The sequence below is a fragment of the Octadecabacter antarcticus 307 genome (assembly GCF_000155675.2).
GTDB lineage: Bacteria > Pseudomonadota > Alphaproteobacteria > Rhodobacterales > Rhodobacteraceae > Octadecabacter > Octadecabacter antarcticus.
This window is the reverse complement of the sequence record NC_020911.1, coordinates 738851-751973: the sequence shown is the minus strand read 5'-3', so window position 1 is coordinate 751973 and position 13123 is coordinate 738851. Positions and strand designations below refer to the sequence as shown.

At 51.9% G+C, this 13123-nt stretch carries 14 protein-coding genes and 3 pseudogenes; 4 read left to right on the top strand and 13 right to left on the bottom strand.

What is annotated here, in order from left to right; translation table 11 throughout:
* Nucleotides 1-2: 2 nt before the first annotated feature.
* Nucleotides 3-239: an acetyl-CoA carboxylase gene (locus tag OAN307_RS03920; RefSeq protein WP_015497157.1), complete on the bottom strand. Its 237-nt coding sequence runs from the start codon at nucleotides 237-239 to the stop codon at nucleotides 3-5.
* Between the two features lie 18 nt (nucleotides 240-257).
* Complete coding sequence (locus OAN307_RS03915; protein ID WP_015498547.1) at nucleotides 258-1043, bottom strand: 5-oxoprolinase subunit PxpA; 786 nt, start codon at nucleotides 1041-1043, stop codon at nucleotides 258-260.
* A 219-nt stretch (nucleotides 1044-1262) separates the two neighbouring features.
* On the opposite strand from OAN307_RS03915, the gene OAN307_RS03910 reads away from it, so the two are divergent.
* Entirely contained in the window at nucleotides 1263-2156 is an 894-nt protein-coding gene (locus tag OAN307_RS03910; protein ID WP_015498546.1) for a LysR family transcriptional regulator, read from the top strand.
* An 80-nt stretch (nucleotides 2157-2236) separates the two neighbouring features.
* Here the strand turns inward: OAN307_RS03910 and OAN307_RS03905 are convergent.
* Nucleotides 2237-2944, bottom strand: a pseudogene (locus OAN307_RS03905) (IS6 family transposase).
* 82 nt (nucleotides 2945-3026) lie between these two features.
* Here OAN307_RS03905 and OAN307_RS03900 point away from each other — a divergent pair.
* Entirely contained in the window at nucleotides 3027-3476 is a 450-nt protein-coding gene (locus tag OAN307_RS03900; protein WP_015498544.1) for a hypothetical protein, read from the top strand.
* Between the two features lie 478 nt (nucleotides 3477-3954).
* Nucleotides 3955-4098, top strand: a complete 144-nt coding sequence (locus OAN307_RS28770) for a hypothetical protein (protein WP_187292538.1) — start codon at nucleotides 3955-3957, stop codon at nucleotides 4096-4098.
* Here OAN307_RS28770 and OAN307_RS31120 read toward each other — a convergent pair.
* The 3 genes and pseudogenes from OAN307_RS31120 to OAN307_RS03890 form a co-directional block, all read right to left on the bottom strand.
* Nucleotides 4062-4247 (bottom strand): annotated as a pseudogene (locus tag OAN307_RS31120) (IS6 family transposase); the annotation flags it as partial. The gene OAN307_RS28770 and the pseudogene OAN307_RS31120 sit on opposite strands and share 37 nt — an antisense overlap.
* Nucleotides 4248-4620: 373 nt before the next feature.
* Complete coding sequence (locus OAN307_RS03895; protein WP_015498543.1) at nucleotides 4621-5055, bottom strand: flavodoxin family protein; 435 nt, start codon at nucleotides 5053-5055, stop codon at nucleotides 4621-4623.
* A 68-nt stretch (nucleotides 5056-5123) separates the two neighbouring features.
* A pseudogene (locus OAN307_RS03890) lies at nucleotides 5124-6095 on the bottom strand (IS5 family transposase).
* Nucleotides 6096-6225: 130 nt separating this feature from the next.
* Here OAN307_RS03890 and OAN307_RS27690 point away from each other — a divergent pair.
* Entirely contained in the window at nucleotides 6226-6381 is a 156-nt protein-coding gene (locus tag OAN307_RS27690; RefSeq protein WP_245540962.1) for a hypothetical protein, read from the top strand.
* Between the two features lie 99 nt (nucleotides 6382-6480).
* Here OAN307_RS27690 and terL read toward each other — a convergent pair whose 3' ends face one another.
* From terL to OAN307_RS03855, 7 genes are all read right to left on the bottom strand, one after another.
* Nucleotides 6481-7896, bottom strand: a complete 1416-nt coding sequence (terL, locus tag OAN307_RS03885; RefSeq protein WP_015498542.1) for a phage terminase large subunit — start codon at nucleotides 7894-7896, stop codon at nucleotides 6481-6483.
* Nucleotides 7889-8293, bottom strand: coding sequence for a DUF5681 domain-containing protein (locus OAN307_RS03880; RefSeq protein WP_015498541.1), 405 nt, complete (start codon nucleotides 8291-8293; stop codon nucleotides 7889-7891). Before OAN307_RS03880 ends, terL begins: the two co-directional genes overlap by 8 nt.
* Entirely contained in the window at nucleotides 8290-9606 is a 1317-nt protein-coding gene (locus OAN307_RS03875) for a site-specific DNA-methyltransferase (RefSeq protein WP_015498540.1), read from the bottom strand. Before OAN307_RS03875 ends, OAN307_RS03880 begins: the two co-directional genes overlap by 4 nt.
* A gap of 192 nt (nucleotides 9607-9798) precedes the next feature.
* Entirely contained in the window at nucleotides 9799-10611 is an 813-nt protein-coding gene (locus OAN307_RS03870) for an inositol monophosphatase family protein (RefSeq protein ID WP_015498539.1), read from the bottom strand.
* Entirely contained in the window at nucleotides 10608-11387 is a 780-nt protein-coding gene (locus OAN307_RS03865) for a metallophosphoesterase (RefSeq protein ID WP_015498538.1), read from the bottom strand. Before OAN307_RS03865 ends, OAN307_RS03870 begins: the two co-directional genes overlap by 4 nt.
* Nucleotides 11388-11400: 13 nt before the next feature.
* Entirely contained in the window at nucleotides 11401-12213 is an 813-nt protein-coding gene (locus OAN307_RS03860; protein ID WP_015498537.1) for a carbohydrate ABC transporter permease, read from the bottom strand.
* The gene (locus tag OAN307_RS03855; protein WP_015498536.1) at nucleotides 12210-13085 is read right to left on the bottom strand and encodes a carbohydrate ABC transporter permease; all 876 of its coding nucleotides are present in this window, start codon (nucleotides 13083-13085) and stop codon (nucleotides 12210-12212) included. Before OAN307_RS03855 ends, OAN307_RS03860 begins: the two co-directional genes overlap by 4 nt.
* Nucleotides 13086-13123 lie beyond the last annotated feature (38 nt).

Here is a 13123-nt window from a genome sequence, read left to right as displayed (position 1 = left end):
ACTCAGTTACTCAATCTTGCAAGAGTATCGCCAGCAGAAACGGGTGACCCGTCTTCGGCTACATAGTTCTCAAAAGTACCCTCGACTTCAGATTTGATCTCGATGAATGTCTTCATCACTTCAATCAGTCCAACAGTATCGCCGACAGCAACAGCATCGCCAGCGGACTTATAAGTTGCTTCATTCGGCGATGGTTTTTGATAAAATGAACCTGGAAGTGGTGATTGAATTTCGGCCATGATTGAGGTCCTTGTCTCTTATTTAGATTGTGCCAATACGGTGGATGCTGATGCGATGCTGATGCCTGCATTCAAGAGTGCCGAGCGGATAGCTTTTCCTATTTCGAGTGCGCCCGGAGTGTCGGAATGAAAACAGATTGATTCAAAACCAATCTCCATTTCAGCACCTTCGACGGTTGTCACTTTGCCAGTTTTGCAAGCCTTTAAGCATTTTGCCGCAATCGCTTCTGGATCAGGTCGTCCGACCTGCCGCTTGAAGACAATGGCACCGCTATTGTCGTAGTCACGGTCTGCAAAAAATTCGCGGACGACAGGAAGTCCATGTTGCTTGGCAAGCTCGTAAGTCTTCGATGTTTCCATACAGAAAAGGATCGTTTCGCCACTGGTTTTGGCGAGCATGTCAATAATCATTTGTGACAGCTCTTCGTTAACGGCCGCCTCCATGTATAGGGCGCCATGTGGCTTCACATGTTGAAGTGAAATTCCGTGGCGTCGGCCAAACTCTCGGATTGCACCGATTTGGTACACGATGTCGTTGACCAGCTCATCAGAGCCCATTTTGATATAGCGCCTGCCGAACCCTTGTAGGTCGCGATACCCGGGATGTGCGCCTAGCCCAACACCATATTCTTTTGCCAGCTTAATGACGCGATCCATCGAGTTCGGATCTCCCGCGTGAAAACCGGCAGCGATGTTTGCCGAGGAAATCAATGACATGATCTCTTGTTCGGGTGCTTCGCCCAACACCCATTGGCCGAAGCCCTCTCCCATATCGCAGTTCAGGTCCACGAGTTCCCGTATCATATTAACATCCTTGAGCAACAGCTTCGAATGAATGGTGGCTTGATCTGGGAGATATGTAAAATATCTATTTAAACTAAAGCAATATAACTATTATTGATAACGATAGATTGCTAAAGGGACATTTTTCTATATTTACCTTAAAAAGTGAGGTATTGCCAGTTTTGGTATTCATTTGATTTTTCGATAAGCCTATTAATAGAAAGAGATACAGGTGATTTTATGAACTTCCGGCACCTAAAATTTTTTGTTGCAACGGCGGAATCCGGACAGGTCAGCCGAGCCGCAACACAACTGTCTATTTCACAATCAGCAGTAACCAGTGCCATCAAGGAGCTCGAAGCAGAACTAGGCACGTCTCTGTTTTTCCGGACAGCGACGGGTATGGAAATGTCCGAAGCTGGCCGTGACTTCCTCGCCTCTTCCCGTGAAATTCTGGAGAAACTAGATCAAGCTAAGCGTATGGCTCACAAACAGTCGCCGGTAAAAGGATCAATCTCAATAGCCGCGACCTACACTGTTATCGGCTATTTCCTTCCTCCTCATTTGGACCGTCTCAAACAGAGGTTTCCAAACCTCGACATCCGGATCAGCGAGCTTAATCGCGAAAGTATCGAAGAAGGCTTGCTGTCAAACAGGTTCGATATGGCAGTTGTCCTGACGTCCAACATTGCCAACTCCGAGTTGGAAACCCAGACTTTGGCAAAATCATCGAGAAGATTATGGGCTGCAAACGGCCATGAGATATTTCGACAAGGCAAAGCCACATTTGAAGAAATTGCAAAACAAGACTACATCATGCTCACCGTAGATGAAGCTGCACACACGACGATGCGCTACTGGTCTAATAGTGCGTACCAACCGCGCGTAACACTACGCACCTCCTCTGTTGAGGCCGTTCGTTCGATGGTGGCCAATGGCCAGGGCGTCACAATATTGTCCGACATGGTCTACCGTCCTTGGTCATTGGAAGGGAAGCGCATCGGCACAGCAACTACCGACCTTGAGATTCCGTCTATGGACATTGGACTGGCTTGGCGAAAAGGTGTGGAGCATTCTAAAGCAGCAGCGTCTGTTATTGAGTATTTTAACCAGACGTTCCTTGCTCCAATTTGACTTCACGTGCAGCAACATTGCTGCACCCGGTGCTGCCAGAGGAATGCGAACCAGCCTCTGCAATGACAGCAGCGCTGCCCTTATGCCGAGCCAAATTGGCGCCACTCAGGGAGAGCGGCGGTGCGGTTTAGCTTGAAATTGGCGCGTGGATAAAGGTGACGTTCCTGGTTGAAATGGTAGTGAACTGAGGCGTGGACGGAGACGAAGTTTTGCAAACTTCGCGTTCGGCGGAAGCGCCGCATGGCTCGCTCTCTTCGTCGAAAAGGCTGGTGGGAATTCTCAGCTCAGTTATTCAGCCAGCGCCCAGTTTCCTGTTTGTCTGCGTTGCCAATGACCTTCATCGCCGCGCCGAAGGAACGTAACTTGTCGGTCACGATGACATGTGTTCGACCAAAGCGCTTCATTGTTTTCCTGAGAAATTTTAATGCTGCCTTGCGATCACGGCGCTTCGTAACGAGGCTTTCTAGGACTTCCCCTTCGTGATCCACAGCCCGCCAAAGATAGTGCGTCTCGCCATTAACCTTCACGAACACCTCGTCCAAGTGCCACTGCCAATTTGAATATGCGCGCATCTGGCTAACCCTTTTCCTGCGAATTTCAGCGGCAAATATTGGGCCAAATCTGTTCCGCCAAAATCGAACAGTTTCGTGACTGATGTCGATGCCGCGTTCGTACAACAGATCCTCAACATTCCGCAGCGAGAGCGGAAACCGAACATACATCATCACGGCTAAGCGGATGATCTCGGGGCTCGTCTTCAAATAGCGGAAGGGGCTGTGTTTTGTCATCCCGCAACGCTAATTGCTCGCCCTGCCCGCCTCAACCAATTTTGCTCTGACAGTGCCAGCTGAACACTTCGATTGGCCCGGTATGAGCCATGACGAACTGTTCATAATGAACAAGGTCTTGAACGAGTATGATTTCCCTCCACTTGAACTGCTGCATTTTATCTTGCTGCAGATGAAACTGGCGCGGCACTACAAAGGCGAGTTCCGCATAACAAAGCGTGGTACTGCACTACTCAAGTCACCTGCTGCACTGTTTACAGCAGTTATCCCGTTCTTTCTGTTTGAGATCGACCACGCCACATACTCCCGCTTCAAGGATGGTCCAGTGGGCAACTGGGATGTTTGGCTGAACGTGCTCAACATCGAAGTCGAAGACGGAGCCAGCATCAAGCAACTATACGAGGTGTTATACGGTGTGGCCCCTGACGATCTATCTGGCTGGCGGGAAATCAACGCATTTCAAAGCTGCGTGTTAGAGCCTTTGTGCTGGGCTACTTGTCGAAGTAGAAGCAGAGCAGCAACGAATAGGTGAGAGCCAATACTTCAAGACACCGCTTTGGAACTCAGCTTTGAAACTGGACACCAACGAAATGCTTGAGCACACGCAGCGGCACTGACCTCAGCCTCTCATTGTGTGTTTGGATATGGCCAGTGAGACACAGCCAAAAACGTCATATAGTCTGCAATCGATGACGCTTTAATTATGCCCATAGTTGGTGAATTGAAGGTCATCTCAACGGTGTGATTGGGCAAATATGCAGATTTCTAAGACTGACTTCATACACCACCTGAACTGCCCAAAGTCACTTTGGCTTTTGAAGCACAAACCCGACTATTACCCACACGGCAAGTTTTCCAATTATATGAAAAAACTGACATTTAAAGAGTATTAAGTCGAGGCTTACGTCCAAAAACTATAAAAAATCAACTAAACGCAGACTCCCAATCATTCCAGTCAATCTTCCAAACCCAACGCGGTCTCTATGCCAAAGCAGACGTGATACGTGATAATGGCTGATGGCACGATCAACCTTTATGAGGTCAAATCATCCACAAGCGTGAAGAGCCGCGGACAGCACAACAAGATCAAGGATGCTGCGTTTCAAAAGATTGCAGCGGCAAACAGCGGGCCAAATCTGTTCCACCAAAATTGATCCGTCTCATAGCTAATGCCGATGCCGCGTTCGTGCAGCAGATCCTCCACGTTGCGTAGCGAAAGCGGGAAACGAACTTACATCATCACAGCAAAACGGATGATCTCGGGGCTCGTCTTGAAGTAGCGAAAAGGGCTGCGTTTTGTCATCCCGTAACGCTAATTGCTCACCCTGCCCGCCTTAACCGATTTTGCTCTGACAGTGCCATTGAGAGATTACGCAGGTTCAACTTAATCCCTCGTTCAGATGATCCAAGAGAAGCTACACTTTTGAGCGACAAATGTTGGTTCCGTGGATAGCACGCTTATACGCCATCATTCGGTGCGCTATACGTGTCAAGCATGGGCACTAGTCCCCTGCTTTAAGGTTGGCATCAGCGCAAAAGCCGGCAGTTGGATATATAGCTTAAGGGGGAGCACGACCTTAAACCGATTTGTGCAACAAAGCCTCTTAAGACGCGTGTCATGATGGTCCAAACGCTTTGTCGTCGCAAAAACTGTCAAAAATAGAGGTGCCCCTTAGTCAAAACACGCCCATACTCAGCGCCGCCCCTATCGCCGCGCCAAGGTCTCGACATAGGGCTAGCTGTTCTTCGGGGATCGACTTCTCGGCCAAAATTTCCTCAGATTTTTGGGCATAGGTGCATATAATCAATGGTGGCTGCACTTCCTTGAGCCGCCAACCTTGGGCAATGCGAGCGGTTTGGCGCGCTGCATTTTCCCCATCCGAACCTGCACACACCATTTGCGCGTACGGGTGCCCCTCAATATGCCCGAGGACCGGATAATAGCTCCGATCATAGAAATCCTTCATCATGCCTGCAATCGCTGCAAGGTTCTCCGGGGCGCAAAAGATGTAACCGTCTGCACGCAGGAGATCCTCAGGACCGGCCTCTTCCGCAGTTTTTAAAATAGTTGTTACTTCTTCACATGCCGTTGAATAAGCCGCCTCGGCCATCTGCCTACTGCCACGGCTTTGTTGCACAAATCGCCCTTATGGCGTGCTTCCCCTGACCCCTGACGGATTCAGCCTACAGTAACGGTGTTTGGGATGCCAAGGGCGGTGAAGCCGTTGAGTATCGCGGCACGGATTTGGACTTCCGCAACTTGCCGGTCAAAGTCTCGTGCGGCCAGGCGCTGCCCGAGTAGTTTCAAACAATGCATCTTTGTCTCAACACGACTCCTGCGGTGGTATCCGCTCAAGCGACGCCATTGAGCGCGGCCGAGATCCTTTGAGGACTGTACCGCTTCGTTTCGGGCTCTGGCCCCCAGCGTATCCGGCTTCCATAGCTTGGCATTCTTGCGTGGCGGGATGACAGCACGGGCATTGCGGGCCGCAATCGCATCATGGCATTTGCGGGTGTCATATGCCCCATCTGCTGTGACACTGCCAATCTTCTGATCTGGTGTGATCTGACCGAGAAGGTTGGGCAACATGGGTGGGTCTCCAATGCTGCTACTCGTCACTTCGACCGCGCGTATCTCCAACGTTTCTTCATCAATCCCTATATGTATCTTGCGCCACACCCGACGTTTCGGCCCGCCATGCTTGCGAGCGTTCCACTCACCTTCGCCCTCAACTTTGATGCCGGTACTGTCGATAAGGAGGTTTAGCGGGCCCTTTGAGCCCTGATACGGGATGGTAACCGATAGCCTTTTCTGACGCCGACATAACGTGCTGAAGTCTGGGACCTCCCAGTCAAGGTCGATCAATTTCAACAGGCTTTCCACAAAGCCCGTCGCCTGCCTCAAAGGCATTCCGAACAGCACTTTCAACGTGAGACAGGCTTGGATCGCCGCATCGCTATAGCGTGGCTGGCGGCCCCGTTTGCCCCCCTCTCATGGTTTGCAAACAAACCACTGCCGGGCAACGGTAGGCGCAGCTTTCCAAGTGACCTCTGGGTTAAACCAAATGGTCAGTGACCCGCGTCGCTTCAGGGCCTTGTTATACTCAGGCCAGTTCCTCGTGCGGTAAATCGGGGCGATAGGTTTACTCATGACGCCAGCTACCATGCTGGATTTACAACATGAATCCCTGATACGAGACTATTTGTGCAACAAAGCCGTTCAGCATGCTTGAGGGCACCTCGCTCACTGATCTCTGCAAGCTGAGTTTCAACATCTGCAAATGTCATCCACCCCCGGTTGGGGCGTATTGGTGTTTGGCACATGGCCAGACGCAGTGGCATGGTGTGGGATTGGGCTGATCCTGTCATCGGGGCTTTACACCGTCTGGCGTGAACATCAGCTGCAGAAAACAACAGCACATGCTGTGGCACGTTAATCTGGCGTAGTTTCAAGCCACAAGACCACCCTGCCCGTCTCAATGTGATTTCCTACGACAGAACCCTCTCAAGACATTTGTTTATTTTGGCCAGTTTCCTCATAAGTCTGGGCCACTCACATACCACTGGAACTGAGGCTGCTCCATCCACTTGAGGAACTGAGACAGGCTGTCGACCTGATCATCGTGGCGCGCATTGGGAAACAGCGTCAACTCTCGACGGAAATCAGCGAGCCAAGCCGCTTCTTTTGGAACCAGTACGCGACCAGCCTCAATCATGGCAGAGACACTCATTAATCTTGTCGCCTTGTCCTGTTTCGGAACGATTCCGATGACGTTGAGTTCACTGTTTCTTTTTAGGTCTTGGATCAGGCTCAGCCCAGACCCCGCTTGTTCGATAAGGACACATTTGGCGTTCATTTGCACCGACATGGAATGAATTTTTCGTTGCAGGTCTGGATATTCCAGCCGGCCTCGCCAAAGATCGAGCAGCCATGCCTGAGGCCGCCGCACAAGCCAAGTTGTGCAGACAGAATAGTCGTTCAATTCACCTGCGCTGGAGGCCGTGTCCCAGCTTTGAACAATCTCATCTCGTCCTTCAGGTTTCGGGGCAATGTCATAAGATTGGAACCAACCCCACTTTACAATTCCACCCTCAAGTGGTGCAGGACGCTGTTGATATTGCGCCGCGTACACATAGGAACCAAGCTCCGTTTTATAGCTGTCGAGCAATGTGCGGGGGAGCCTTTCCGCGTGCAGTAAATCTCCTTCCATGCGGTGGATCATACCGTGTCGCCCAAGATCAAAAGATCGTGCCACTTCAGCGACCGCTTGCAAGTTGAGATGTTCCCAGCCGCCCTGATCAAGAAGCTTGCCCGCCAGATCATTCTCATGGATGCGTTGTTGGATGAGGATGATGGGTGTATTCACGGGATCATTGCAGCGGCTTAACAGAGTTGAGCCATACCACTCCAGAACACTATTGCGCCTGACATCTGACTGCGCTTCGTCGGGCTTGTGTGGATCATCGATGATGATGAGATCGCCGCCACGGCCGGTCAGTGCGCCTCCCACGGACGTAGAATACCTGCCACCACCACGGGTCGTCTCAAAATCGCACTTCCTTGAGCGGTTACTGGCGATCCGGGTAAGCGGGAACGTGTCTTGATACCAGTTGGACGCCAGCACTTTTCTACAATCAAACGCCAACTTCTCAGCTAGGCTCTCGGAATACGACACCGCCAAGATGCGCGTCATGGGGTAGCGCCCAAGCATCCAGGCGACGAAGGCAATCGACGCAGAGATCGATTTCAGGGACCGGGGCGGCATCGTGATGATCAGACGCTTGGTCTCTCCACATGCGACACGTTCTAGCTGGTGGGCAATCGCATCAATGTGCCAGTTGTGCAGATACGTGCCCCCGGGGTCGACGGTTGCAAAGCTGCGTTGGATGAAGCTGGAGAGATCGCGGCGCAGCAACACCGCCAACATATCTGCCTGATCAATATTAATCATTTCCGGCACCGTCCGTATCACCTGTCTGGTCAAACAGTCCGGACCGGTCAAAAAGCTCTTGCTCAAGTTTGCTCAAGCCCCGTTCACGAGAACTGTTCTCAGACGAATTGGAGTTCTGCTCCGCATATGAAAGTAAGATACTCAGCGCGCGCGCGTCTCCCTTCAGAGCTTTGTCTTTCAGCCGCATCAATGCCGCCTCGACGGTGCTAACTAATTTCGGTTTTCCATTAACTGTGACTGTGACCTTCGAGCCCAATACATCTTTCAATTCTGTCTTGAAGTTTTTGACCCGCTTTTGGCGACCTTTCGGATTACCGGACTGGCCCTTTTTAAACATACCGTTCTTTGGCGGCTTGCCGTAGCCGACTTCATAGTCGTCATCTTGATCTTCACTCATGCTCCCGCCTCCAGATCTTGTTCCGCTTCTATCGAGACAAACGTGCGATCATCCGATGCCCGGAGTGGTTCTTGTCCGGTCTCTTTTCTCCAACGCCGCAGCGCGACATCGATGTAGGCCGCATCAATATCCATGCCGTAGGCTACACGCCCGGACTGTTCAGCCGCCATCAGTGTGGCCCCACCGCCCAAGAAAGGGTCAAGCACGACCTCGCCGCGTTTGGTCACATCAAGGATAGCGTCTTTGACCATTGCGACTGGCTTTGCCGTTGGGTGGGCTGAAAGTTCTTCCATCCGACCTTCTCGAAAGGTGTTAACACCCGCGTAAGTCCAGACATTCGTGCGGTTGCGTCCAAAGCGGCCGAGCTGCACATTGTTACGGTGCTGTGCTTTGCCCTTGCGGAAGACAAAAACAAGCTCATGCTGCGACCGGTAGAGCGATCCCATCCCGCCATTGGTTTTCGCCCAAACGCATAAGTTGAGATATGCATCGAATGCCCGCTGCCCCGCCTCGAGCAACTCGCCCATGTGGCGCCAGTCCATACAGATAAACGAGATGGCACCATCGCGGCAGCGCTGCGATGTGTTGGTAAGAACCTCATCTAAAAAGGTGGTAAAATCAGACCGAGTCATTTCTCCACTTGCCTCATGGAATTCACGATGGCAGGCCTTACCCTTTCCAGACACATGCCCAGCAATCGGGACATTGTAGGGTGGATCTGTAAAAACCATGGCCGCCTTGCTATCAGCGACGAGCGCCGCGAAGTCGTCCGCAATGCGCGCATCACCGCAGAAGATCCGGTGCTTTCCAAGGAGCCACAGGTCGCCGCTTCGAGTCACAACCGGCATGCCTTCGTTAGGAACAGGCGCAGTCTCAATTTCTTCTGCCCCGCGAACCTGTGCATCCCCGATAATGATGTCGACATCGGCGACCTCAAACCCGGTCAGCTCCATGTCAAATTCTAGATCCATCGACGACAAATCCGCCAATTCATTTGCAAGCAGGTCCATGTCCCAGCTGGCATTAAGTGCGATCTTATTGTCGGCCAACATGAGTGCGCGTTTCTGGGTTTCCGTTAGATGCTCTAACACAATGATTGGAACCGTTTCAAACCCCAGAGCTTTGGCAGCCGACAACCGCCCATGGCCCGCGATCAGGACACCAGCCTCGTCGACCAGCAACGGATTTGTAAATCCGAAAGCCTCAATGCTATCTTTGATCTGCTTGAGCTGGCGCTTGTCATGGGTCCGAGCGTTGCGCGGATTGACCGCGACCTCAGATATAGGGCGATAAGAAATTGTTAGTTTTTCCATTGTCACAACCTTTGTGTTTTCAAAACACAGACTATGGAATCTAAGTATCCCCCGGCGACGGAGAAGTTATCGCGGGTTTCTCTGATTACTTCTCCCGCGATGTTAATGTATTTTGGGAACGCCACTTTTTGAGAACGTCGTCAACTATGCCTGAGAGATTTAGGGTAACGCAGCTTTCTAGATGCGAAGTCATCATAAGACATCGTCAAGCGTCGCACCAAACGGCACGATGGGTTCAACAGCAGTAAGAAACTCAGGTGTGCCGCAAGCGAACCGCAATTTAGCAGTCAGATCTATGGTGTCCCAATTTACGGTGCTAACGATTCCGATCTGTTCCAAAATCGGCAACGCAGCCATTAGATCCCATGTGGATTCACCCATGCCAAGGTATCCATCGACCTGCCCTAACGCCACTTCGATCAATGAAATGGTTGCAGATCCACAGCATCGGAACGACATGCGCGCATCCTCCAACACAAAGCGGAGGGTTTGCAAACGCCGTTCAACTGGAATGTCGGGATGAAAACCCACGCCACAAGCCGCGCGATTGACATCCAGCCCAGCGCGCGGTGCCATAGGCTTTCCATTCAGCGTGCTGGGCAACCCGCGCCCCCCCACCAAGGTTTGGGCGCGTACAGGCGCATGAATGACACCAAAGGTGGGTCGCTCGCCCTCATAAAGACCAATGGAAACGGCCCATTGGTCACCCCCACGCACGAAATTAAACGTTCCGTCAATGGGGTCAATCACCCAAGTCCGCCCGCTGTTTCCCTGATGCGCGGCACCCTCTTCGCCAAATATCCCATCGTCGGGAAAATCGCGCGCCAAACGTTTGGTTACAAATCGTTCTACCTCTTGATCAGCGGCCGTCACCAAATCGAGATGCCCCTTGGATTCGACGGATACCGTGGCCAGCGTTTCAAAATGGGACAATGCCAGCGCACCAGCCTCACGGGCCAGAGTTTCGATGATGACGGCTTGGTCTTGGATGGCTTTTAGGGTCACAGTGCAACATACCTTGTGTGGATGGAAACCGACGTGGCGTCGGTGATCCGATGGATGAAATAAGCATAGGGTTCGGCCACAATCCCTGGTTCGTCAGCGTCTGGGTCAAGAGTTAGCGCATGCTGAAACGCCGGGCCGCCGCTGACCGCGCAAAACACGCCGTGCCACAGCGTTTGAAACGGGCGGTGGATATGGCCCGACAAAATGCGCAGCGGCTCGTTATAATTGGCGATCAGACGCTCAAAATCGGCCCGCCCGTCTTGCAGCGTCATCGCATCGAGCGGTGCCATTTGCGATGGAAATGCTGGATGGTGCATCAAGATTAGGGTCAACCCATGATGGGGCACTGCTAGACGCTCAGCCAACCAGACCAGTTGAGTCTGGTCAAGCCGCCCAGCAATCTGCCCGTCCCACAGGGTATCAAGCGCAAGGATGCGGATATCGTTGAACCAGGCCTCGTAATTCAGAAACGGATCCGCCTCAAATGGCAACTTTCCAGCAAACGACGCACGCATTCCTGGACGAGCGTCGTGGTTGCCAGGCACGACGAAAACCGGCACGTCGAGCGGTGATAGAATATCTGTCAGCAGCGCATAATCTTCTGCCGAGCCGCCATCAGTCAGGTCACCCGTAAACATCACCGCTCCGATTTGGGGCGTGAAAGCGGCAATATCCGCGACCACTTTACGCGCCGCATCGGCTGCATCTGGGCGGACTAAGCTTGTTTCCGGCGCTTCAGCGAAAATGTGGAAATCGGAAATATGGGCAATCAACATCCTTGGTCCCTCACTATTTGATTCCTGCGCGCATAAAATTGGCGACGAATTGGCGTTGAAAGATAATGAAGGCTATGATCAGCGGTGCCGTCGTCATCAAAGTGGCGGCATTTACCAATGACCATTCCACGCCGCTGTCCACCGTAGCAAATACGCTCAGACCCACTGTTACGGGCCGCACTTCGGGTGAATTAGTCACAATCAGCGGCCATAGAAAATTGTTCCAGTGAAAGCTGACCGACACCAGAGAATAAGCCAAATAGACCGGCCACGCCAAGGGAACATAGATGTTCCACAAAATTTGCCACGCACTTGCACCTTCCATCTGCGCCGCTTCATCCAGAGATTTAGGCACTGTCAAAAAGGTTTGGCGTAACAGGAAAATGCCGAACGCCGATGTCAGATAAGGTAGCGCGATACCGATAATCGTATCGATTAATCCGAGGCGTGAAAGGATCAGATAATTTTCGACGATCAGGATTTCTGGCGATATCAAAAGCTGCACCATAATCAGAGCAAACAAAAAACCCGACCAGCGGAATTTGTACCGCACAAAGGCATAGGCCACCAAGGTGCACAGGATCAAGTTGGCTGCCAAAACGATACTGATTAATATTAGCGTATTGACGAAATACAATGCAAAGGGCGCTGCGTGCCACGCCTCGATAAAATTGGCGACGGTCCAAGCTGCATCCCACTGAAAGTTTGAGGCGTAGCGTTCATCGTGAAACGCAGTCCAGACTGAGTACATAAAAGGCAGCGCCCAAACACCGGCGAAGACAGAAGTGAGCGTGCCCAACAGAATTTTGTTTAGACCTCGGTTCATTGGTAATGTGCCTTTCGGTTCAGCACCCAAAACTGGATTATGGCAAGGATACCCAGCAGCACGACCATCAGCACGGTAAGCGTGGCTCCATAGGCAAAATCACGTTGGCGGAATGTGACCTCATAAATGTAATAGAGGAGCAATGCGCTTGAGTTGTTGGGGCCACCCTCGGTCATGACCACCACGTGATCCACCAGCCGGAACGCGTTGATCAGCGCGTTAACCGCGACAAAAATGGTTGTTGGACGCAACAGGGGGAGCACCACATCGATAAATACCCGTACCCGTCCCGCACCCTCTAATTTAGCCGCATCTTTTAAATTGGTTGGCACCGATTGCAGCGCAGCGAGGTAGAAAATCATAAACAGCCCCGCCTCTTTCCAGATCGCAACGAACATCATTGACCCAAGCGCGGTTTCTGTCTGCCCCAGAAAATTGATAGGTGGCAGTCCAAAGATGCCCAAAATCTGAGAGGCCAGACCGATACCCGGCGCATAGAAAAACAACCAGATATTGGCGACCGCGATCATTGGCAGCATCGTTGGCAAAAAGAAAGATAGTCGCATAAAAGCGGTACCCGGCAGGCGCGAATTCACCAAAAGCGCCATTCCGATGGCCAGTCCGATAGCCAGCGGCACAGTACCAAGTGCGTAGATCGTGCTGTTCACCAACACCTGTACCAGACGATCATCTGCCAACATCGCCTGATAATTTTCGGTGCCTACAAACCGCAAAGGGCGGCGCGAACTGGCATTATTCCAGAACGAATTGATCAGCGCCATGACGGCTGGATAATGGGTAAAAGCCACCAAAATGGCGCAAGGGATGACCAGCATGATGATGGCCGGCCCTGTGGTCATTCTTTTGTTCATGTGTCTTCACCTTGGTGCTGGATGGTTAGGCTTGCCCC

Bases quoted from the DNA above. Each gene is read 5' to 3' on its own strand.
- OAN307_RS03920 (WP_015497157.1), bottom strand. From the start codon at position 239: ATGGCCGAAATTCAATCACCACTTCCAGGTTCATTTTATCAAAAACCA.
- OAN307_RS03915 (WP_015498547.1), bottom strand. From the start codon at position 1,043: ATGATACGGGAACTCGTGGACCTGAACTGCGATATGGGAGAGGGCTTC.
- OAN307_RS03910 (WP_015498546.1), top strand. From the start codon at position 1,263: ATGAACTTCCGGCACCTAAAATTTTTTGTTGCAACGGCGGAATCCGGA.
- OAN307_RS03900 (WP_015498544.1), top strand. From the start codon at position 3,027: ATGAGCCATGACGAACTGTTCATAATGAACAAGGTCTTGAACGAGTAT.
- OAN307_RS28770 (WP_187292538.1), top strand. From the start codon at position 3,955: ATGGCTGATGGCACGATCAACCTTTATGAGGTCAAATCATCCACAAGC.
- OAN307_RS03895 (WP_015498543.1), bottom strand. From the start codon at position 5,055: ATGGCCGAGGCGGCTTATTCAACGGCATGTGAAGAAGTAACAACTATT.
- OAN307_RS27690 (WP_245540962.1), top strand. From the start codon at position 6,226: ATGTCATCCACCCCCGGTTGGGGCGTATTGGTGTTTGGCACATGGCCA.
- terL (WP_015498542.1), bottom strand. From the start codon at position 7,896: ATGATTAATATTGATCAGGCAGATATGTTGGCGGTGTTGCTGCGCCGC.
- OAN307_RS03880 (WP_015498541.1), bottom strand. From the start codon at position 8,293: ATGAGTGAAGATCAAGATGACGACTATGAAGTCGGCTACGGCAAGCCG.
- OAN307_RS03875 (WP_015498540.1), bottom strand. From the start codon at position 9,606: ATGGAAAAACTAACAATTTCTTATCGCCCTATATCTGAGGTCGCGGTC.
- OAN307_RS03865 (WP_015498538.1), bottom strand. From the start codon at position 11,387: ATGTTGATTGCCCATATTTCCGATTTCCACATTTTCGCTGAAGCGCCG.
- OAN307_RS03860 (WP_015498537.1), bottom strand. From the start codon at position 12,213: ATGAACCGAGGTCTAAACAAAATTCTGTTGGGCACGCTCACTTCTGTC.
- OAN307_RS03855 (WP_015498536.1), bottom strand. From the start codon at position 13,085: ATGAACAAAAGAATGACCACAGGGCCGGCCATCATCATGCTGGTCATC.